Below are 20,775 nucleotides of genomic sequence, written 5' to 3' on the forward strand. Positions count from 1 at the left end.
CGTCCGGCTTGACACCGCCAAACCGGGCAGGTTGGCAGAGCCCGCCGACGCGGCGAGGGACCCAGAACCAACACCCCGCATGGTCCGGTCGGACCCGGCACCGCGTGGCCGGCCGCGCGGCCTGTCGCCACCCGCGTTGTCTCGAACACCGCTGAGGCCGACCGCTGGATCGCGGCCGGCCTCCCTGTGCGGTAGAAGGTTTACGGATAGTTCGTCAGATAGCTGACATTGTGGCTGGGTGTCACCTGCCCGCCAGTCTCATTGGCCTGGTGGTTGATCGTCCCGTCGCCGCCGAGCACCGTTGTGACCATGTCGTGGAAGCTGACGCCGCCGGTGTTCGGTGTCTCGATCGCGTGATCGAGCACCACCGACGGGTTGTCGCGGAAGTACGCGTAGATCCCCAGGCCCCACGCCTGATGTGAGGTCACCGAAGGATCGACCAGGTAGGACGCGTATCCCTGGGCCCCGTTCGGCGGCACCCAGCTTCCTTGGTCCGGCACGTCGTACGGACATTCGCTCTGGTAGAAGTACGTTCGGCCGCCGTTGCCGAACCACTCGGTCTGGTACTGCTCGAAGTGCTCCACCGCGAGGCCGTACATGGTCACGTTGTTTCCGTGGACCACGAGCCCGTTGTTCGCCGGGTTGACGGTCCACCCGACGCCGTTGGTGTGGTCGGCGCGCCACAGCCACAGGTCGTCGCCGATCACGTTGTTGCTGTTCACCACCAGGGCCTGCGAGGCCTGCGCTGCCTGGTCGCCTCCGATACGGAAGAAGACGTCCTGCAGTTCGGTCGGGTCCGCGGCGTGGCTCGCCGACGAGCCGCTGGGGCCGATCTGCATCAGCACTGCGGAGTTGGTGGAGTTGGCGCTGATCAGTAGTCCGGCGAGGTCGATGCCGTCCACGTCGGCCGTGGTGATCGCGGCGTTGCCGTTGTCCGGGACCAGCGTCGCCATGCCCAGCCCCAGCACCACGGTGTTCGGGCTGGTGATGTTCAGTGCTGACGCCAGGTGGTAGACGCCCGGTGTCACGATCAGGCTCTTGCCCGCCGACAGTGCGGCGTTGATCGTGGCGGAGGTGTCGCCCGGCTTGACGATGTAGAACTGGCTGACCGGGACGGACGTGCCGGCCGGTGTGCCGTTCGTCCAGTCCGGGCCCTGGGCGTTCGTCCGGAGCGCGGGCTCGAACACCTGCCAGGTGCCGCTGCCGTCCACGTAGATGAACGGCTTCTCGCGGTTCGTCGGGGACTGCGCGACCGTGGTGTACGGCGGGTTCGGGAACGAGTTCGACGGCGCGTTGGTGTCGCCGACGAAGACCATGTTCCAGTTCGAGCCGGTCCAGCCGCCGTTCATCGCGGTGTCCTGCGTCAGGAACTGCTGCTGGGTCCCGGAGTTGATCTGCCCGGAGATCCGCGAGTCCCCGACGTAGCCGCCGCTGGACCAGTTGCCGCCGCTGCCGTGGACGTTGTCGTACAGCAGCATGCCGCCGTTGACGTCCATGCGGCGGAAGGGGTCGGCCTGGGAGACCGCCCACATCGTGCTGCCGGACGGCGGGCTGACTTCCATGTTCTCGGCGTCGCGCCAGAAGTTCTGGGTGGCGTTGCCGTCGGCGGTGTGGCCGAACACGTGCACCGTGCCGCCGGTGATGTTCACCTGGTCGGGGTTCAGTCCGAGCCCGGCGACCTCGGTGTTGTAGCCGACGGGGACGTCGACGTTGTACGAGCCCGGCGCGAACAGCAGCGCGTTGCGCTGCGTGCCGAACTCGTTGTTGACCTGAGCGTTGTAGACGTTGTTGATGTCGGCCTGGATGGTCGAGGTGGACATCGACGGGTCGAAGACGGTGACGTTCGGCCCGAAGTCCGGGTGCGGGATCCCGCCTCCGCCTCCGCCGCCGGTCGGCAGCGTCCACTGCTGGTTCGACGAGCCGGCGCAGTCCCAGATCTGGGCCTGTGTTCCGGAGCCGCCGAAGCCGGTGTCGTCCAGGCAGCGGCCGGACTGCGGGTTCAGCAGCGATCCGTTCGACTGCGGGACCCAGACCTGAGCGCCGGATCCGTTGCAGTCGTAGAGATCGACGGTGGTCCCGTTGGCCGTGCCGCCGCTTTTGAGGTCCAGGCACTTACCGAGGTCCTGGAGCGTGTTGGAGCCGCTGTTGACGGTCCAGTTCTGCGCGTTGGTGCCGTTGCAGGTGTAGACCTGCACCGGGTTGAGGTTGGTGGTCGAGGCGCCCCGATCGTCCAGACACAGGCCCTGATAGCCGGTGATCGGGCCGACGGGAGCGGCGGCGTGCGCCTGGGGCGCGGTCGCCATCTGGCCGAACGTCAGCAGGCCCGCCGTCAGGACGAGCGCGCCGAATCCGGCGGTGGGTACGCGTTTTCTCAAGGCAGGTTCCACTTCTGGTTGGCCGAGGCGGCGCAGGCCCAGATCTGGACCTGAGTCCCGGAACCGCCGAAGCCGGTGTCGTCCAGGCACTTGCCGGAGTTCGGGTTCAGCAGCTCACCGTTGGACTGAGGGACCCACGTCTGGGCGCCGGTGCCGTTGCAGTCGTAGAGGTCGACCTTCGTGCCGTTGGCGGTGCCGGCGGCGTTGACGTCCAGGCACTTGCCGAGCACCTGGAGGGTGTTGGCCGAGGTGACTGTCCAGCTCTGCGCGTTGCTGCCGTTGCAGGTGTAGACCTGGACCGGGTTGAAGTTCGCGTTCGAGGCCGAGCGGTCGTCCAGGCACAGGCCCTGGTAGCCGGTGATCGGGCCGGTGCCGGTCGGCGGAGGCGGGTTGCCGCCGTTCCCGGTGATGCCGTTGAAGATCCGGGAGTACGCGTAACCGGTGGCCTTGTCGTAGCTGTCGACCTCCCAGAAGGAGAGCTCTGCGACGCCGTTGCTCGCCGCGAAGTTCTCCAGGGTCTGCGCGTCGGACTGGGAGAACATCGCACCGTCGTCGTTCTTGCCGGCGATCGGCGTCAGGCCCTCCTTGCCGTAGGCCGCCGAGGTCGATATGCCGTACAGGCTCGCGATCTGCCCGGCGGCGGCCTGCGCCGAGGACAGGGCGTCGTTGATGACCGGCTGGCCGTCGTAGTAGTCCATCGTCATCAGGTTGACGACGCTGACGTTCACGCCCTGGTTCTTGGCGTCCTGCAGCAGGTTGATCTGGTCCCCCGGCAGGCCGTTGGGGTCGACGGCGAGCGTGAAGTCGACCTGGAGCCCCGGCACCTGCTGCTGGAGCGCGGCCAGCGCCTGGTCCCGGCGGGACGTCGCGGCGGTGTCGCTCAGGACGCCGCCCTCGATGTCGAAGTCGAGCCGGCTGACACCGTAGGTGGTGACGATGTTCTTGTACGCCGCGGTCAGCGACGGCACGTCCGTGCAGGTCTGCGCCAGCTCGCCGCCGGACGCCCCGCCGAAGGAGATGATGACGTCCCCGCCGGCGGACTTCAGCGAGTTGATCTCCGAGGTGAACGAGCCGACCGGGTAGTTGCCGGCCTCCCACATCGGCGTGCAGCCGGACTGCGGGATGAAGAACGCCAGCGTGTAGCGCGACACGCCGGACGAGTTCATGTCGGCCGCCATGTCGCCCGCGGAACTACCGCTGAGCTCCAGGTACGGCGCGGCGTAGTGGGCGGGGATGGCGCGCGCGGCGTGTGGGGTCGCGGCGTTCGCCGGTGTGCTCAGCGCCACGGCGCCGGCGACGATGCCCAGGGCGCAGGTTCCTGCGAGGGCGGCGCGCAGGGGTCTGAGCCGTTCGAGAGGTGGGATCACTGTGCTGCTCCTTTGTGGGGGGTGGAGATGGCATGCAGCTGAACCGACCCAAGTTGTTACGGAAACAGTTCAGTAACACAGTTGGCCGATGAGGAGTGAAGCACTCCGGCCTACTTTCGTCAAGACGCGAATAAAGAGGGTTTACCTGGTCTTTGCCGAGGTGGAGGCGCTATCCTGCCCCGATGAAACAAGGCGATGTTCCAGGACAGGGCACGGCCCGGGGCCGGGGCCGCGTCACGGTCCGGGCGATCGCCGCGGAGACCGGTCTGTCGATCGCGACCGTCTCAAGGGTCATCAACGCCCAAGGCCAGGTGTCCGAGGACACGCGCCGCCGGGTGCACGAGGCGATCGACGGACTCGGAGGCCACGCTCCCGCGACCCGCCCCCGCCTGCCGAAGACTGGACTGCCGGTCCTCGTGCGCTGCCCCTACAAACTCAGCGACTACTTCGGTGCTCTCGTCACCGCCGTCGCCGAGGCCCTGCACACCGCCGGCCGCCAGGTCATGCTCGACGTCGGCGACTCCCGCGTCGACGTCCCAGTCCTCCGCGACCTCCCGACAGCCCGCGCCACCTCCGGCGCGATCCTGATCCTCCCGCCGGAGCCCGCCGAAGACCTCCGCTTCCTCCAGACGCGCCGCTACCCCCTGGTCGTCGTGGACCCCCGCACCCCCGTCCCGCGCGGCGTGGTCTCGATCGCCTCGGCCCACACCGCCGGCGCCCGAGCCGTCACCGGCCACCTGCTGGACCTCGGCCACCGCCGCATCGGCTTCGTCTCAGGCTTCGAAGACTGGCTCTCCGGCTCCGACCGCCTGGCCGGCCACCTCGCCGCCCTCTCCGAAGCCGGCCTCCTGAGCGACCCCCGCCTGCACCACTACGGCGAACCCGCGATCCACACCGGCCTGCGCGCCGGCCGCGACCTCCTGGACCTCCCCGACCGCCCGACGGCCATCGCCTGCTTCAACGACAAGATCGCCGTCGGCGTCGTCCAAGCCGCCGCCGAACGCGGCCTCCACGTCCCCACCGACCTGTCGGTCACCGGCTTCGACGACAGCGAGATCAGCCGCGCCACCACCCCGCTCCTGACCACCGTCCGCCAACCCCTCGACGAGATGGGCCGCATCGCGGTGACGATGCTGGTGCGCCTCATGGAACGCCAGGCACTGGAGGCCCTGCACCTGGAACTGGCGACAGAGCTGATCGTGCGGGGGAGCACCGGTCCGGTGCCGGTGCGGTCATGACGCGAAAAAGGGCCCGTACCGAGTACGGACCCTTCCAAAAAGGTAGCCCCGACGGGATTCGAACCCGCGCTACTGCCTTGAGAGGGCAGCGTGCTAGGCCGCTACACAACGGGGCCCTAGCGGCCGCGTCAGCGCTCCGGGGCGCCTTGCGACCCCGAAAGCATAGCGCACTTCGGACGGCGCTCATCCCGCATTTACCGGCTGGTGGCCGGGCCGTGACCAGGGTCACTCCGGGGTGGTGCGGGGCTCTGAGCTCGGCGTCCGCCGCGGCCCGTCAGTGCAGCGGCACCGTCAGGTACGGGCTGGCCGGATCCTGCGTCAGCGCGCGGTGCATCCGCAGCGACTCGCGGTACGAGTCCTCCGGATTTCCCTGGCGGCCCATCTTGATCACGCGGCCGAGGACGTACGCCGCCGACATCTGCCCCCAGTCCGCGTACGTCCGCGCGCACAGGGTGCCGGCGTGCCGGACGATCTGCTCGGCGGTGGTGCGGTCGCAGAAGCCGCAGGACAGGCCCCAGCGGGCCATGTTCACGCAGCGGCCCCAATCCCAGCTGTCCTGCGTGGCCACGATCGCGTCGGGGGCGATGACGCCGTCGCGCCGCATCCAGGTCTCGCAGCGGACCACCCACTGCGCGATGTCGGTCATCTCCTGCGCCAGGCGCTCCGGGGCGCCGCGGTCGCGGCACCAGGCGTCGATCGCCTGCGTCAGCAGCTCCGTGTCGTGCGCTGGGTCGCCGCTGGGCCGGACGCCCGCGCCGCGCTCGGTGCGGATGCCGAGCACCAGGTCGACGGGCTGCGGGTTCTCGTTGTCGAGCAGCGCGTCGACCTGGTTCTGCCACTGCACCGGGCCGTCGATGCCCCACCACTGGCTCAGCAGCTCGCGCTCGCTGTGGTAGTCGAGCCAGGCGTGGCCCAGGGTATTCCACGGCACGGCGTTGGTCACCGACAGGTGCGCGCCGCAGGCCAGGGCGCGCGCCAGATCGCCCTGCGCCGGCTCGTTGTAGACGGTGCGGACGGTGCCGCGCAGCTCGCTCCAGCTGCCGACCAGTTGCGGGTTCTTCCGCATCCAGTGCGCGGCCTTGCCGACGTTCAGCTCGTACTCCTCCGGCGTGCCCGGGTTGACCACCAGCTGCATGGTCTGGCGCTGCCTGGCCAGGTCCTGCACCCACGCCGGGAACAGGTTGCGCTGGAAGTACACGCCCTTGGGGCGTTCGGCGGGCAGCAGCGCGCGGGTGTACACCGGCAGGATCAGGCGGGCGCCGCGGCGGGTGGTGTCGTACTCCTGGCTGACCGTCAGCGCCGACTTCGAGGTGCCGCGGATGGCGTTGTTCAGCTGGCCGTACACGGTGAGCTGGTTCAGCTTCACCACGGACCTGCGCAGGCTGAACTTCGAACCCTGATCCGGCTCGCGCCGCGGCACGAACACGTCCAGCCGCGCCAGCACGGCCAAGTACGCGTCCGTGTCGTCCGCCGCCCGGGCCGCGAGCAGCCCCTGGTCGTCGATCGAAGGCGCGGTCCAACTATCGGTCGTCACGCTGAGTCCCCCTGGGCTCCGTCGTTCGCGGTAGGTCCCCAATATGCCATGCCGGAGGGCCGCGATGGCGACTTACTTAACCGTCGAGTTAGGCGTTTCATCGCCGGAACTGTCAAATAAGTTGTTGCGGAAAAAAGCTGAATCTCGACAGATGTGAAGCCGCGCGCTAAAACACATGAGACACCCCACAGGAATGGCCCACGATGATATTCAAGAACCGTCCGCGCAAGTATCCGATCCCGCTTCCGGCCGCGGTCCTCGGCGCCGTCGCCGTGGTCGTCGCGTTGGTCGCGGCACTCGTCCCCACCTCCGAAGCCGCGACCTCGCGCACGTCAGGCACATCAAGTTCGGGCACGTCGGCCACCTCGGCCACGTCGGGCTCGGCCAAGACGGCCGCACCCGCCGCGTCGGCCACCCCGTTCTGGTCCACGCAGCTCAAATGGGACAACAACGGCACCCCCTGGTCGGCCTCCAGCTTCGCCGCGCTCAAAAACGACGGCCTGACCACCGCCGAGATCGACATGTCCTGGAATACCGTCGAGCCGTCGAACGGCACCTTCGACTACAGCGAACTGGACCAGGAGATCTCCAACGCCTCGGCCGCCGGCGTCCGTCTGGTGCTCATATTCTGGTACTCCGGTTGGAAGGGCAGTCCCGCCGCCTGGGCCACCAGCCACGAGGTCACGAACACCGGCGCGCAGAGCACCACCCCGGCCTGGTGGGATCCCACCGACGAGCCGGCCTACCGCACCTACGTCGCCGACACCGTCAAGCACGTCGCGGGTGAGGCGGGCTACGGCGGCAGCATCCTGGACTACGGCCGGCTCGACGCGGTCTGGGGCAGCTCGGTCAGCGGCGCGGTCGACGGCTGGGCCCCGGCCGACATCGCTGAGTTCCACACCGTGTACCTGCCTCAGACGTACGGCAGCATCAGCGCCTTCAACAGCGCGAACAAGACCTCGTACACCTCGTTCTCGCAGGTGCCGGCCGCCACGCCCGGACAGGCCCTGGCCAGTGTCTACCAGCTGTTCCGGCTGTGGACCGTGCGGCAGATCTACGGACAGCTGGCCGCCGACGTCCGCGGCGTCAGCGCCTCGACGCCGCTCTACTACTACTCCGGCGGCCACATCGGGAACTGGGCGACGTTCGAGAACGTGCCCGAAGTCCTGTTCTCGCTGGCGAAGAAGTACAACATCACCGTCATCCAGGACTGCTCGGAGTCCTCGGGCATCGACCTGCTCTTCGCCAGTATGGGCCGGGCCTACGGCGTCAACGTGGCCACGGAGTGGACCGCGCCGAGCGACAGCACGCAGCTCGCGGCGCAGGCGGTGAAGTGGATCGGGAACTACGGCATGATGCTCCCGAACGGCGGCGGGACGGACTTCTTCATCCACGACGGCACGCAGAAGGACGTCGTCGCCTTCCCGATCTACACCCGCTGGCTGTCGAACATCAAAAGCCTGTCAGGATCGTACCCGCAGCAGCCGGTAGCCGTGTACATCGACGCCTCCGCGGCCTACGGCAACGCCTCCGGCCCCAACCTCGGCGCGCCGGAGAACACCGTCGCAGCCCTCTGGGACGGGTACCAGGCCGGCTTCAGCGTGGTCACCAGCGAGGAAGTCAACACCGGAGTCGTCAAGCTCTCGCAGTACAAGGCCGTCCTGCCGATGAACGGCGTGGACGCGAACCTGACCGCGTACAAGAACGCCGGCGGGAACCTGCTGACGGCCGGATCGCAGTTGGCGCAGTACGCCCCGGCGTACGCGAAGCTGGCGAACAGCGGCATCGTGCAGATCGTCCCGGTCGTCGCGGCGGGGAACACCAGCGCGCAGCTGACCATCGCCGACATCAACTCCGGCACCGCGTACAACAACGTGATCACCGTGAACCCGGCCGGCCTCGGCCTGGCCTCCGGCAGCTATCACCTCGTCAACGCGAGCGGCGCGACGATTCCGCAGAAGGCGGTCTCCGGTGGCGTCTGCGCCTCGGCCAGTCTTGCCGCGGCTTCGCTGACCAAGTGGTCGATGGTGGCCGGCGGCGTGCCGTCGGGAACTCCTACTCCGTCAGGATGCTGATCACCGTGTCTCTTCCGAACCGAAGGATCCGGCGGACCGCAGTGTTCGCCGGCGCCGCGACGCTTGTCGTCGCGGGGATACCCGTGGCCGTGGTTGGTCTGGCTACGGGCGCCGTCGCGACTCCCGCGACCCACGCGGCCGCGGCCGCGCCGGCGGCAGCGACCGGCGGCAACGGCGCGAGCCTGCCGTACACCGAGGTCGAGGCGGAGAAGGAGCCGACGAACGGCACCGTCATCGGCCCGAGCTTCACCGCGGGCCAACTCGCCGATGAGGCCTCCGGCCGCGAGGCGGTGACGCTTCAGGGCAGCGGCAAGTACGTCACCTTCACCACGCCGGTCGCCACGAACTCGATCGATTTCCGTTACAGCATCCCCGACACTGCGACAGGGGCCGTATACACCGCGCCGCTGTCGCTGTACGTCAACGGCGCCAAGCAGTCCGACTTCACGCTGACCAACGCCTACAGCTGGTACTACGGCACCTACCCGTTCACCAACAACCCCGGCAACGGCAAGCCGCACCACTTCTACGACGAGGCGCACCGGCTGTTCTCCACGACCTATCCGGCCGGCACGACCTTCAAGCTCCAGGTCGACTCCGAGGACACCGCTTCCTCGTACACCGTCGACCTCGCCGATTTCGAGCACGTGGCCGCGCCCGCGAGCCAGCCCGCCGGCTCGGTGTCCGTGACGAGCAAGGGCGCCGACCCGTCCGGGGCCGCCGACTCGACCGCCGCCTTCAACGCCGCGATCGCCGCGGCCGGCAAGGGCGGGACCGTGTGGATCCCGCCGGGGACGTTCGACGTCCCGGGGCACATCGCGGTGAACACCGTCACCGTCGAGGGCGCGGGCATGTGGTACTCGACCGTGGCCGGCACGGCGCCCGGCTTCTACGGCAACTCGGCGCCGAACCCCAGCACCGACGTGCACCTGTCGAACTTCGCCATCTCCGGCAACGTCCAGATCCGCAACGACAGCGCGCAGGTCAACGGCATCGGCGGCGCGCTGAGCAACTCCAGCGTGTCGAACCTGTGGATCGAGCACATGAAGGTCGGGGCCTGGATGGACGGCCCCATGGCGAACCTGACGTTCAGCGGCATGCGGATCCGCGACACCACCGCCGACGGCATCAACCTGCACGGCGGCGTCACCGGCTCGACCATCACCGACAGCAATGTCCGCAACACCGGCGACGACGGCATCGCGCTGTGGGCCGACGCCGGCATCGGCGCCGACTCGCAGGACACGATCTCGAACAACACCGTGCAGCTCCAGCAGCTCGCCAACGGCATCGCCGGCTACGGCGGGAACAGCAACACGATCAGCGGCAACCTGGTCGTCGACAGCGGCATCAGCCAAGGCGGCGGCATCCACATCGGCCAGCGCTTCAAATCGACCCCCGTCGGCCTCTACACGATCCAGAACAACACGATGCTCCGCGACGGCGACCTCGACCCCAACTGGAAGTTCGGCGTCGGCGCCCTCTGGTTCGACGCCCAGCAGGCCACCATCGCCGGCCCGCTGAACGTCACCAACGCCCTGATCGAGCAGAGCCCCTACGAGGCCGTCCAGTGGATCCAGGGCACCGTCAACGGCGTCAACCTGGACACCGTCACCATCGCCGGCACCGGCACCTTCGCCTTCCAGGACCAGACCGGAGCCTCCGTGACGCTGAAGAACGTCACCGGCACCGGCATCGCCCAAGCCAACCAGGGCAAGACCCCCAGCTACAGCTGCGACGGCGGCAACTTCAAGGTCACCGACGACGGCGGCAACTCCGGCGTCCTCCCCACCAGTTGCACCACGACTAGCCCGACCCCGGTCTACCCGCCGTACCCGTCCCGCGCGCCGTAGGACTGGTCCGGTAGAAGCGATGAGGCTCTTGCACGGTCGCAAGAGCCTCATCGGCAACGTTCAGTCATCGTTTGTGGTGGTGGCGGCAGTTAAACTGGCCGGACCATGCTGTGCCAACCACCGAGGGCTGGGTTTCCCGGTCGTACTCAGTGCCCAGGAAGTCTGTGTGGCCTGTGAGTGAGTCCGAGCCCGCCGGCGAGGTCCGGCTTGAGGCGGCGGTGGAGCGCTTGATCTTCGTGCGCGCCGACGAGTACACCGTTGTCCGCTTGAACTCCGACGAGCAGGGGGAGTTCACCGCTGCCGGCGCGGCTCTGGCGGGCGTGCAGCCCGGTTCTGTCGTGCTGCTGAGCGGACGGTGGGTGCAGCACTCCCGGTTCGGGACGCAGCTTTCGGTGAGCTCGTGCGAGTGCGTGTTGCCGTCGCACATTCGCGGTATCCGCATGTACCTGGGCTCGGGTTTGATCCGCGGCATCGGACCGAGTCTGGCGACGGCGATCGTCGAGCACTTCGGTGAGGACACGCTGAATGTCATCGACGCCGATCCGGGGCGGCTCACCGAGGTGAACGGGATCGGCGCGGTCCGCAAGGACCGGATCGTGTCGTCCTGGGTCGGGCAGAAGGTGATCCGGGACCTGATGGTGGTGCTCCAGGGGTTCGGGATCTCGCCGTTGATGGCCGCGAAGATTTACGCGGAGTTCGGGTCGGACTCGCTGGTCGTGGTCCGCAAGGACCCGTACCAGCTCATCGAGAAGGTCCGTGGCATCGGCTTCGCGATCGCCGACAAGATCGCCCTGGCCTCCGGTGTCGCCGAGCAGGATCCGACGCGTCTGCGGGCGGCGTTGACCGACCGGCTGGATGCCGCTCGGCGGGACGGCCATTGCTATGTGAACCACACGCGTCTACTTCTGGATGCCGCCCGGTTGGTGGGGCAGGACCGCGAGCTGGTGCGCATCGAACTGGAGCAGTTGGCCGCGCAGCGGGCGGTGATCGTCGAGCCTGATCCGAACCCCGATCCGGACGAGCCCGGCCCGTCGGCGGCGGTCGTCTTCGCCAAGGCGCTGCACAACACCGAGCGGTCCCTGGCCGCGGCGATCACCAAGCTGCTGCACGCCGACTCGGACGTTCCGGTCGCGGCCCGACGACGTGCTGAGACCCTCGACGTCGACCACCCCGATCTGCACGACGGCCAGCGGGCGGCGGTGCGGATGGCGCTGACGCACACCGTGTCGGTGCTCACGGGAGGCCCGGGGTGCGGCAAGAGCCATACCGTCAAGACGATCGCGCAGATCGTGAAGGCCTGCGGCGGGAGGGTGACGCTGGCGGCTCCCACGGGCAAGGCCGCCAAGCGGCTTTCGGAGCTGGCCGGGATGCCGGCGATGACCGTGCACCGGCTGGTGGCCGACCTGCCTGACGCCGACCCCGACGCGTTGTTCGACGACAGCCCGCTGATGGCCGACCTGATCGTCGTCGACGAGGCGTCCATGCTGGACGTGTTCCTGGGCCTCAAGCTCGCTCGCCAGGTGCCGCCGGGCACGCACCTGCTGCTGGTCGGCGATGTCGACCAGTTGCCGTCCATCGGTCCGGGCAGCGTCCTGCAGGACCTGCTGCGGGTGCCGGAGATCCCGCGAACCGAACTGACGCACGTGTTCCGCCAGGGCGAGGGTTCCTCCATCACCGCCAACGCCCACCTGATCCGCGCCGGACGGATGCCGAACCCGCGCACGAGCGAGTTCTGGTTCGACGAGGTCGAGGACCTGGCGCTGGTCACCGAGCGGGTCCTGGAGATCGCCACGGTCCGGATTCCGACCTCGCACGGCGTCCCGCCGTCCGACGTCCAGGTCCTGGCCCCGACCCGCCGCGGCGTGACCGGAACGGTGGAGCTGGGCCGTCGGCTGCAGGAACGCCTCAACCCCGCCGATCCGGAGAAGAACGAGTACTGGGCCGGCACCTCGGTGTTCCGGATCGGGGACAAGGTGATGCCGATCCGCAACGACCCGAACAAGGGCAGCTCCGGGATCTTCAACGGCACCACAGCCGTCGTCTCCGGTCTCGACCCGCAGTCCCGGACCGTGCAGCTGCGCACCGATGACGGCGACATCGCGGTCTACGACTTCGACGAGCTCGACGACCTCCTGCACGCCTACGCCATCAGCATCCATCGCTCCCAAGGCAGCGAGTACCCCTACGTCGTCGCCCCGCTGACCACGGAGACAGGGCCGCTGATGCTGTACCGGAACTTGCTCTACACCCTGGTCACCCGAGCCCGGAAGCTCGTCGTCCTCGTCGGGCAGCGCCGCGCCCTCGAAATCGCCGTCCACAGCGCCGGCCGCGATCGCAACACCGCCCTGGCCCGCCGACTTCAAGCAGTACTGGACAGTGCTGCCGGAACGTAGATCGAGTGACGCCGGATGAGCTACGAGTTCGAATGGATAGCCGCCCCCGAACCCACCACCGCCGACCGGGAGAAGCGGCGACCCGGCGCTTCTCGCTGGCGCGCGGGTAGCGTATTCGAGTTCTGATTCACTGACGGCCGCGACGCCCTTCCGTGCCGTGAGCGGTATCGGCTGAAATGGGTCCAGCACCGGCGTGCCGCCGCGCCAAGCCGTCCCGTTCCGCGGGCGCCGGGGCGGCCGCCTCTCGGGAGGGGGCCGAACGTGCGATCCAGGTCCAGATCACTTCGGCGCCGGCTGGCCGGCCTGGCCGCGTTCGCGCTGGCCGCCACCGGCCTGGCCGGCGCGTCCGCGACGCCGGCTCGCGCGGCGTCACTGACCACCGTGGCCTACGCCGTCGACTACAACAACACGCAGATGGACGAAGTCGATGTCGCCACCAACAGGATCATCAGCGAGACAGCTTTGCCCTACAACGCGAACCAGGTCGCCGCCAGCCCTGACAACTCCGCGGTCTACGTCTCCAGCACCGACCTGTACGACATGGTGTCGGTGATCGACCCGGCCACCGCCATGGTCCAGCGCACCATTCCGGTGTGCCCGGGGTCGGGCCCGGGCAACCTGACGGTGACCCCGGACAGCAGTCAGCTGTGGGTCGGCTGCACCGACGGCACCATCGACGTGATCGACACCGCCTCGGCAACGGTGAAGAAGACCATCACGGCGCCCGGTGTCCTCACCCAGGTCCAGTTCAGCCGTGACGGGAGCACCGCCTACGGGGACGTCAAGCTGTCCTACTCGACCTCCGAGGTGGCCGTCATCGCCACCGGGTCCGACACCATCGCCGGAACGATCGCCGTGCAGGGGGAGGCCTCCGGGCTGGCCCTGAATCCGGACGGGTCCGCGCTGTTCGTCCCCGAGCCGCTGCACTCCACCGTCGCGGTGATCGACACCTCGACCCTCACGCCCGTCGCCGAGATCGCCACCCCTTCGACGAGCGACGCGCTGACCGCCGTCAACCCGGCCCACACCGCGTTCTACCTCTGCCGCCGCGACGGCACCCTGGACATCGTCGATCTGGTCAACCGCGTGCTGACGACCGTGCTGCAGAGCCCTTGCGGGTATGGGGCCTCGATGGCGGTCACCCCGGACGGGAACGAGCTGTACTCGGCCGACGGCTATTTTCTGAACGTCGTCAACGCCTCCACCGGGCAACTCGTCACCTCGCTCAACGACTTCTCCAGCCTGGATTCGGTCGCGATCGGCCGGGTCGCGTTCCCGCCGTCGATCTACATCGTCAACCCGCTCCAAGGCCCCGAGACCGGCGGCACCTCGGTCACGATCACCGGCCGGCGGCTCACCGGCACGACAGCCGTCCTGTTCGGCGGCGTCCCCTCGCCATCATTCACCGTCAACAACGACAACCTCATCACCGCAGTTTCTCCGCCGCACGTCGAAGGCCCGGTCGACATCACGGTCTACACCCAGAACGGCGCCAACAAGTACCCGGCGGAAAACAAGTTCACCTACACGGAGATACCGCCGACCGTGACCGGTCTGAGCCCCAGCCAAGGCGTCTCCCGAGGCGGCACCACAGTCACGATCACCGGCACCGACTTCAACACCGCCACCGGCGTCAACTTCGGAGGCACGGCCGCATCCTGGTTCACCGTGGACTCAGACACCCAGATCACCGCGGTCACCCGGGCCCAGACCAACGGCACCGTCGACGTGACCGTCACCAACGCGGCGGGCACCAGCCCGGCCACCGCCGCCGACAAGTTCACGTTCTTCCCGCCGATCCCGTCGATCACGGCAGTCAGCCCACCCTCGGGCACGATGGACGGCGGCACCACGGTCATCATTTCGGGTGCGTGGTTCACCAACGCGTTCCGGGTGACGTTCGGGAACACGGCGGCGGCCTCGTTCCACGTTGACTCCAGCACGCAGATCACGGCGGTCACGCCGTATCACGCTGCCGGGGCCGTTGATGTCAGCGTTACCACTGATGTCGACACCAGCCCGGTCGTGGCTTCCGATCAGTACACGTTCATGCATTCGTCTCAATAACGAAAGAAGACCAGGACAGATGACATCTGTCCTGGTCTTCGTCTTGTAGCCCCGACGGGATTCGAACCCGCGCTACTGCCTTGAGAGGGCAGCGTGCTAGGCCGCTACACAACGGGGCCCCTAGCAGTGCCGCCGCGCATGACGCGCTGGCAGCGGGACTTATCTTAGGCGATCGGCGGGGTTCGCCCAAATCGCGGGACCGGCGGCGCGGCGGGCGGGCGGCTTGGGGTGCCGTTCTGCTCGCCGCAACTCGCCGCAACTCGCGTCTACTCGCCGGCGGCGGCTGCGTCGGCGCGGACCAGGCGGACGAAGGCTCGGATGCCGCTGACCAGTTCTCGCTGCTCGGTGAGGCCGTCGACGGCCTGGTCGAAGTGGCGGGTGACCGCCGCGACGCGCCGTTCGGCCTCCTCGACGCGGGTGCGCAGGCCTGCGCGGTCGGCCTCCGCCGCCTCGCGGGAGAGGCGGATGTCCTCGCGGAGGCGCAGGTCGGCGGCGCGCAGGTCGTTGCGGACGTCGTCCAGCTCCCGGGAGGTGTGCTCCTGGGCCTCGTGCGCGGCGTCGTGCAGGGCCTCGACCGTGGCGGTCAGGTTCGCCAGGCGGGTGGTCAGTTCGAGGACGTCGTCGCGGGGGTGCGTGGTCTCCTTCAGCAGGCTCGTGATCCGCGCCTTCACGTACGACAGGTACGCCGCGACCGGCCGGATCGCGCAGCTGAGCAGGTAGAACGCCGCGAAGTAGTAGCCCAGCACGTGTCCGGAGGCGTAGGTCAGGCCGGCCACCACGGCCGCCGTCACGACGTGTCCGGCCAGCGCCAGCCGCAGCAGCCGGCGCTCCCAGCGCCGCACCTCGGCCTCGCGGCCCTCGGGCACCGTGATGCCGCGCTCGCGCGAGACGCCGATCTCGTGCCGCACACGCCGGGCCTTGAAGTACAGGTTCCACGGCACCGTGGTGATGATCAGGAGCCAGTACAGGCTCACCGTGCCGAGTCCGACGTTCAGCACCGTCCGGCCGGGGATGTGGACGAAGTTCGCCACCAGCGCGACGAGGCCTCCGAGGAACACCAGGCCCACGAACGTCTCCCATTGCTTCTTCATGCCTCAAGCGTGCCGCCGGGACGGGCATCGGCAGGAGAGTGCGGGTACTCAATTACCCATGAGTAGCAAAGGGCTGCGAGGCGGGTATGCCCGGCAAGCGGGTATGCCGGGCAAACAAAAGAGCGGATCCCGAGGGATCCGCTCACAAGCTGGGGTACCAGGACTCGAACCTAGAACAACTGAACCAGAATCAGTCGTGTTGCCAATTACACCATACCCCAACGACCACCCGACTCTACCTCGTCGCGCGGCGTCGCGTCGATAACTATACGGGAGGCCCGCCCCACAGCCAAAACGGCTTTCGAACGGACCTCCCACCACGCTTCAGACCGCTCAGACCGCTCGGACCTCTCGGACCACGCGGGCTCCGGGCAGCCTCACGCCTGGATCCCCGCGATCGCCGCCTCCAGCCGCCGCAGCGTCCGCTCCCGTCCCAGCAGCTCGATGGACTCGAACAGCGGCGGTGACACCCGGCGCCCGGTCACCGCGACCCGGACCGGTGTGAACGCGTTCTTCGGCTTCAGCCCGAGCCCTTCGATCAGCGACTCGCGCAGCGCGGCGTCGATGGCGCCGGTCGTCCACTCCGGCAGCGCCTCCAGCGCCTTGGCCGCGGCCTGGAGCACCGGCTTGGCGTCCTCGCCGAGCGCCTTGGCGGCGTCCGTCGGGTCCACCTCGAACGCGTGCTCGGGCACGAACAGGAACCCGATCATGTCCACCGACTCGCGCAGGACCACCATCCGCTCCTGGATCAGCGGCACCGCGGCGGCCAGCGTGGCCTCCTGCTCCGGCAGTGGCGGGTCGGAGACCAGGCCCTGCTCGGCCAGGAACGGCACGATGCGGCGGGCGAGGTCGGCCGGCTCCAGGGCGCGCACGTGGTCGCCGTTGATCGCCTGGCACTTCTTCAGGTCGAAGCGCGCCGCGTTGGCGTTGATGCGCGTGCCGTCGAACGCCGCGTACATCTCCTGCGGGGAGAAGAACTCCTTGTCCCCGCCCGGCGACCAGCCCAGCAGCGCCAGATAGTTCAGCAGGCCCTCGGGCAGGTAGCCCTCCTTCACGTAGAAGGAGAAGGAGGCCTCCGGGTCGCGCTTCGACAGCTTCTTGTTGCCCTCGCCCATGACGTACGGCAGGTGCCCGAACACCGGCACCGTCTCCGACAGCCCCAGCTCGATCAGCGCGGCGTGCAGCGGGAGCTGGCGCGGGGTGCTGGAGAGCAGGTCCTCGCCGCGCAGCACGTGCGTGATCCGCATCAGGGCGTCGTCGACCGGGTTCACCAGCGTGTACAGCGGCGAGCCGTCGGCGCGGACCAGGACGTAGTCCGGCACGTTCGCGGTGTCGAAGGAGATCTCGCCGCGGACCAGGTCGTTCCAGGTCAGCGTGCCCTCCGGCATGCGGAAGCGCAGGACGCTGGTGCGGCCGGCGGCCTCGTGCGCGGCGATCTGCTCGGGCGTGAGGTTGCGGCAGGTGCCGGCGTAGCCCGGGGCGCGCTTCTCGGCCTTGGCCTTCTCGTTGGCCGCTTCGAGTTCCTCCTGCGTGCAGTAGCAGCGGTAGGCGTGGCCGCCGGCGAGGAGCTTCGCGGCGATGTCCGCGTAGATGTCCATGCGCTCGGACTGCCGGTAGGGGCCGTAGGCGCCGCCGACCTCCGGGCCCTCGTCCCACTCGAAGCCCATCCAGCGCATCGTCGCCAGGAGCGCGTTGTAGGACTCCTCGGTGTTGCGCGCGGCGTCGGTGTCCTCGATGCGGAAGACGAAGGTGCCGCCGTAGTGGCGCGCGAAGGCGTAGTTGAACAGCGCCGAGCGGACCATGCCGACGTGCGGGTCACCGGTCGGCGACGGGGGGAAGCGGACGCGGACGGGCTTGTCCGTGTTGGGCACCCGGTGCGTAGGAACGGTTGTTGCGATATCAGTCACGAGCCACCACCCGGTTCGTCAAGTTGCCAATGCCTTCGATGCCGACCGACACCTGCTGCCCCACCACGATCGGCCCGACCCCGGCCGGGGTCCCGGTGAGGATCACGTCGCCGGGCAGCAGGGTCATCGCCTCGGAGACGTAGGAGACCAGGTCGGCGACCGGCCGGGTCATCTGCGCGGTGCGCCCGGCCTGCACCAGCTCGCCGTCCACCGTGCAGGTGATCGCCAGGTCGGAGGGGTCCAGCTCGGTCTCGATCCAGGGGCCCAGCGGGCAGAACGTGTCGAAGCCCTTGGCCCGGCCCCACTGCTTCTCCGCGCGCTGCAGGTCGCGCGCGGTGACGTCGTTGCCGCAGGTGTAGCCCAGCACCACCTCCGGCACCCGGGCCACCGGCACCTGCCGGCACATCCGCCCGATGACCACTGCGAGCTCCGCCTCGTGCTGCACGTCGAAGGACACACCGAGCGGGTACTGGATGGCGTCGGACGGGCCGATCACGGAGGTGGACGGTTTCAGGAACACCACGGCCGGGTCGTCCGCGCCGGGGGCCTCGTTGCCGAGCTCCGCGGCGTGCTCGGCGTAGTTGCGCCCGATGCCGATCACCTTCGACGGCAGCACCGGGGCCAGCAGCCGCACCCGCGACAGCGGCCAGCGCCGTTGGGTGACCTGGACCGGGCCGAACGGGTGGCCCAGGATCTCGGCCACCTCCAGGGACTCGGGCAGGTCGCCCTCGCCCTCGACGAGCCCGAACTTCACCTCGTCGTCGATGGAGAATCTCGCGATGCGCATCCTGCGATTTTAATGGTCAGGAAGTGACCCGGACTCCGATATAGGCCGCCGAGGCGATCAGCGCCCACGAAGCCGGGCCGAGCACGAGCGGCTTCGCGCCGGTACGCGCCAGTTCCCGCAGGCGGACGCCGGTGCCCAGACCGAACATGCCGCCGGCGAGAAGAAGGTCCTGGAGCTGCTTGGCGGCGGCGATGGCGGCGACGGCGGAGGCGGGCAGGACGCCGGCCGCCCCGGCCGTCAGCGCCAGGCCCGGAATCCGGAGATCGCCGAAGACCTCATAGGCTGTCTCTATGACCCGTCTCCCGGATCTGGACGCGCTCCAGCTGCTGGTCGCCGTCGCCGACACCGGCTCGCTCGGCAAAGCCGCCGCGCGCACCGGCATCAGCCAGCCCTCGGCCTCGGCGCGCATGGCCACGCTGGAGCGCCGGCTCGGGCTCAAGCTGTTGGAGCGCACCACCTCCGGCTCCCGGCTGACCAGCGACGGAGCGGTGATCACCGACTGGGCCCGGCGGGTCTTGGAGCAGGCCGAGGCACTGGTCGAGGGCGCCGCGGCGCTGCGCACCCACGCCGACGAGCGGCTGCCCGTCGCCGCGAGCCTGACCATCGCCGAGCACCTCATGCCGAAATGGCTCATAGAGCTGCGCCAGCTGCGGCCGGCCATGCGCGTGGGGCTGATCGTGGAGAACTCCCACCAAGTGGTCGCCGCGCTGCGGGCCGGCCAGGTCGACCTGGGATTCGTCGAGGGACCGTGGGTGCCGCGCGACCTGCACTCGGCGGTCGTCGGACGCGACCGCCTCGCCGTGGTGGTGGCGCCGGCTCATCCGTGGGCCCGGCGCAAGGAACCGCTGACGGCGGCCGACCTGGCCGCCGAACCGCTCCTGCTGCGCGAACCGGGGTCGGGGACGCGCGAGGTGCTGGAGGCGGCGCTCGCCGCCTACGACGGCCCGACCGTGCCGCTGATCGAGCTCGGGGCGACGGCGCCGCTGCGCTCGGCCGCGTTGTCCGGGACCGGCCCGGCGGTGCTGAGCGTCCTGGCGGTCGCCGAGGACATCGCCGCCGGCCGCCTCGTCGAGGTGCCGGTCACCGAGGACGTCGCGCTGCGCCGCACGCTGCGCGCGGTGTGGCCGCGCGGCCGTGAGCTGAGCGACGCGGCCGGGTGGATGGTGCAGGTGGCGCGGGGCCGGGCCTGAGGCGCGCCGCGCCCGCAGCTCCGGCCGTCCTACGTGCGGTGGCCGTTCTACGTCCGGCGGCCGTCCTACGTGCGGTGGCCGTTCTACGTCCGGCGGCCGCCCTACGTCCGGTAGTGCTGCCTACGCCTGAGCCTCAGCGCCCTCATGCCCGCCGTTCTCATGCGCGGCGATCTGCTTGCGAACCTCGTCCATGTCCAGCTCCCGCGCCTGCTTGATCAGGTCCACCAGCGGCGCCTCGGGCAGCGCGCCGGGCTGGCTGTAGACCATCACGCCGTCGCGGAAGATCATCAGCGTCGGGATCGACCGGATGTCGAACGCGCCGGCGAGCTCCGGCTGCTCCTCGGTGTCGACCTTGCCGAAGGTGATGTCCGGGTTGGCCTCCGACACCCTCCCGTAGATCGGTGCGAACTGCTTGCACGGCCCGCACCATTCCGCCCAGAAGTCGACCAGCACGATCCCGTCGGCGGTGACCGCCTGCTCGAATGTGTCCTTGGTGAGATCCACAGTGCTCATGCGAACCACCCTACGCGGCGAGTGTCCAGAGTGCCCGTTTCCGGCCCGCTACCTGGGCGGGGCCGGGAAACGAACTTCATTTCGGTCGATCTTCTCGGACAATGCCCGCAGCACGTCGACCCCGCAGGCACTCGCCAGTTGCAGGAGATACGCCAGCACGTCGGCGACCTCGTCCCGCACCCGGAAAGCCTTGTCAGGGTCCGACATCACCTCCGCCGACTCCTCCGGCGTGAGCCACTGGAAGATCTCCGCGAGCTCGGACGCCTCGACCGTCAGCGCCATCGCGAGGTTCTTCGGGGTGTGATAAGGGCCCCACTGGCGCGACTCGGCAAAGTCCACCAGCCGTCGTTGCAGCGACGCGATGTCGGGATCACTCATGCCGACC

Annotated in this window: 15 protein-coding genes and 3 tRNA genes; 6 read left to right on the plus strand and 12 right to left on the minus strand. The window is 69.0% G+C overall.

Annotated features, from left to right (window positions below):
* Positions 1 to 200: 200 nt before the first annotated feature.
* Both ABH935_RS49555 and ABH935_RS49560 read right to left on the minus strand, forming a co-directional pair.
* Positions 201 to 2,303 (minus strand): ricin-type beta-trefoil lectin domain protein, encoded by a 2,103-nt coding sequence (locus ABH935_RS49555; protein ID WP_370385012.1) that lies wholly within the window; start codon positions 2,301 to 2,303, stop codon positions 201 to 203.
* A 68-nt stretch (positions 2,304 to 2,371) separates the two neighbouring features.
* A complete protein-coding gene (locus tag ABH935_RS49560; protein WP_370384996.1) occupies positions 2,372 to 3,742 on the minus strand; it encodes a ricin-type beta-trefoil lectin domain protein in 1,371 nt (456 codons plus the stop codon).
* Between the two features lie 182 nt (positions 3,743 to 3,924).
* Here ABH935_RS49560 and ABH935_RS49565 point away from each other — a divergent pair, with 182 nt between their 5' ends.
* Positions 3,925 to 4,980 carry a LacI family DNA-binding transcriptional regulator gene (locus tag ABH935_RS49565; RefSeq protein ID WP_370384997.1) on the plus strand — a complete coding sequence of 352 codons (1,056 nt, stop codon included), beginning with the start codon at positions 3,925 to 3,927 and terminating at the stop codon, positions 4,978 to 4,980.
* A gap of 43 nt (positions 4,981 to 5,023) precedes the next feature.
* Here the strand turns inward: ABH935_RS49565 and ABH935_RS49570 are convergent.
* Together ABH935_RS49570 and ABH935_RS49575 are read right to left on the minus strand one after the other, a co-directional pair.
* A tRNA-Glu gene (locus ABH935_RS49570) sits at positions 5,024 to 5,096 on the minus strand.
* A 158-nt stretch (positions 5,097 to 5,254) separates the two neighbouring features.
* Positions 5,255 to 6,514: a DUF1266 domain-containing protein gene (locus ABH935_RS49575; RefSeq protein WP_370384998.1), complete on the minus strand. Its 1,260-nt coding sequence runs from the start codon at positions 6,512 to 6,514 to the stop codon at positions 5,255 to 5,257.
* Positions 6,515 to 6,717: 203 nt separating this feature from the next.
* On the opposite strand from ABH935_RS49575, the gene ABH935_RS49580 reads away from it, so the two are divergent.
* The 4 genes from ABH935_RS49580 (at position 6,718) to ABH935_RS49595 (ending at position 14,902) form a co-directional block, all read left to right on the plus strand.
* Positions 6,718 to 8,589 carry a beta-galactosidase gene (locus tag ABH935_RS49580; protein WP_370384999.1) on the plus strand — a complete coding sequence of 624 codons (1,872 nt, stop codon included), beginning with the start codon at positions 6,718 to 6,720 and terminating at the stop codon, positions 8,587 to 8,589.
* A gap of 5 nt (positions 8,590 to 8,594) precedes the next feature.
* Positions 8,595 to 10,442, plus strand: coding sequence for a glycosyl hydrolase family 28-related protein (locus ABH935_RS49585; RefSeq protein WP_370385000.1), 1,848 nt, complete (start codon positions 8,595 to 8,597; stop codon positions 10,440 to 10,442).
* A 173-nt stretch (positions 10,443 to 10,615) separates the two neighbouring features.
* Positions 10,616 to 12,835 carry an ATP-dependent RecD-like DNA helicase gene (locus ABH935_RS49590; protein WP_370385001.1) on the plus strand — a complete coding sequence of 740 codons (2,220 nt, stop codon included), beginning with the start codon at positions 10,616 to 10,618 and terminating at the stop codon, positions 12,833 to 12,835.
* Positions 12,836 to 13,096: 261 nt separating this feature from the next.
* Positions 13,097 to 14,902, plus strand: a complete 1,806-nt coding sequence (locus ABH935_RS49595; RefSeq protein ID WP_370385002.1) for an IPT/TIG domain-containing protein — start codon at positions 13,097 to 13,099, stop codon at positions 14,900 to 14,902.
* Positions 14,903 to 14,948: 46 nt separating this feature from the next.
* Here the strand turns inward: ABH935_RS49595 and ABH935_RS49600 are convergent.
* The 6 genes from ABH935_RS49600 to ABH935_RS49625 form a co-directional block, all read right to left on the minus strand.
* Positions 14,949 to 15,021: transfer RNA gene (locus tag ABH935_RS49600), tRNA-Glu, on the minus strand.
* Between the two features lie 147 nt (positions 15,022 to 15,168).
* Complete coding sequence (locus ABH935_RS49605; protein ID WP_370385003.1) at positions 15,169 to 15,993, minus strand: hypothetical protein; 825 nt, start codon at positions 15,991 to 15,993, stop codon at positions 15,169 to 15,171.
* 149 nt (positions 15,994 to 16,142) lie between these two features.
* A tRNA-Gln gene (locus ABH935_RS49610) sits at positions 16,143 to 16,214 on the minus strand.
* Positions 16,215 to 16,370: 156 nt separating this feature from the next.
* The gene (gene gltX, locus ABH935_RS49615; RefSeq protein ID WP_370385013.1) at positions 16,371 to 17,864 is read right to left on the minus strand and encodes a glutamate--tRNA ligase; all 1,494 of its coding nucleotides are present in this window, start codon (positions 17,862 to 17,864) and stop codon (positions 16,371 to 16,373) included.
* A 28-nt stretch (positions 17,865 to 17,892) separates the two neighbouring features.
* Positions 17,893 to 18,687 (minus strand): fumarylacetoacetate hydrolase family protein, encoded by a 795-nt coding sequence (locus ABH935_RS49620; RefSeq protein ID WP_370385004.1) that lies wholly within the window; start codon positions 18,685 to 18,687, stop codon positions 17,893 to 17,895.
* Positions 18,688 to 18,703: 16 nt separating this feature from the next.
* On the minus strand, positions 18,704 to 19,033 hold the full coding sequence (locus ABH935_RS49625) for a hypothetical protein (protein WP_370385005.1): 330 nt from the start codon (positions 19,031 to 19,033) through the stop codon (positions 18,704 to 18,706).
* Here ABH935_RS49625 and ABH935_RS49630 point away from each other — a divergent pair.
* Entirely contained in the window at positions 18,978 to 19,877 is a 900-nt protein-coding gene (locus ABH935_RS49630) for a LysR family transcriptional regulator (protein ID WP_370385006.1), read from the plus strand. The two genes, ABH935_RS49625 and ABH935_RS49630, sit on opposite strands and share 56 nt — an antisense overlap.
* Positions 19,878 to 19,997: 120 nt before the next feature.
* Here the strand turns inward: ABH935_RS49630 and trxA are convergent, their stop codons facing one another.
* Both trxA and ABH935_RS49640 read right to left on the minus strand, forming a co-directional pair.
* Positions 19,998 to 20,390 (minus strand): thioredoxin, encoded by a 393-nt coding sequence (gene trxA, locus ABH935_RS49635; protein WP_370385007.1) that lies wholly within the window; start codon positions 20,388 to 20,390, stop codon positions 19,998 to 20,000.
* Positions 20,391 to 20,438: 48 nt separating this feature from the next.
* Positions 20,439 to 20,768 (minus strand): nucleotide pyrophosphohydrolase, encoded by a 330-nt coding sequence (locus ABH935_RS49640; RefSeq protein ID WP_370385008.1) that lies wholly within the window; start codon positions 20,766 to 20,768, stop codon positions 20,439 to 20,441.
* Positions 20,769 to 20,775: the final 7 nt, after the last annotated feature.

Source organism: Catenulispora sp. GAS73, from assembly GCF_041262085.1.
Lineage (GTDB): Bacteria > Actinomycetota > Actinomycetes > Streptomycetales > Catenulisporaceae > Catenulispora.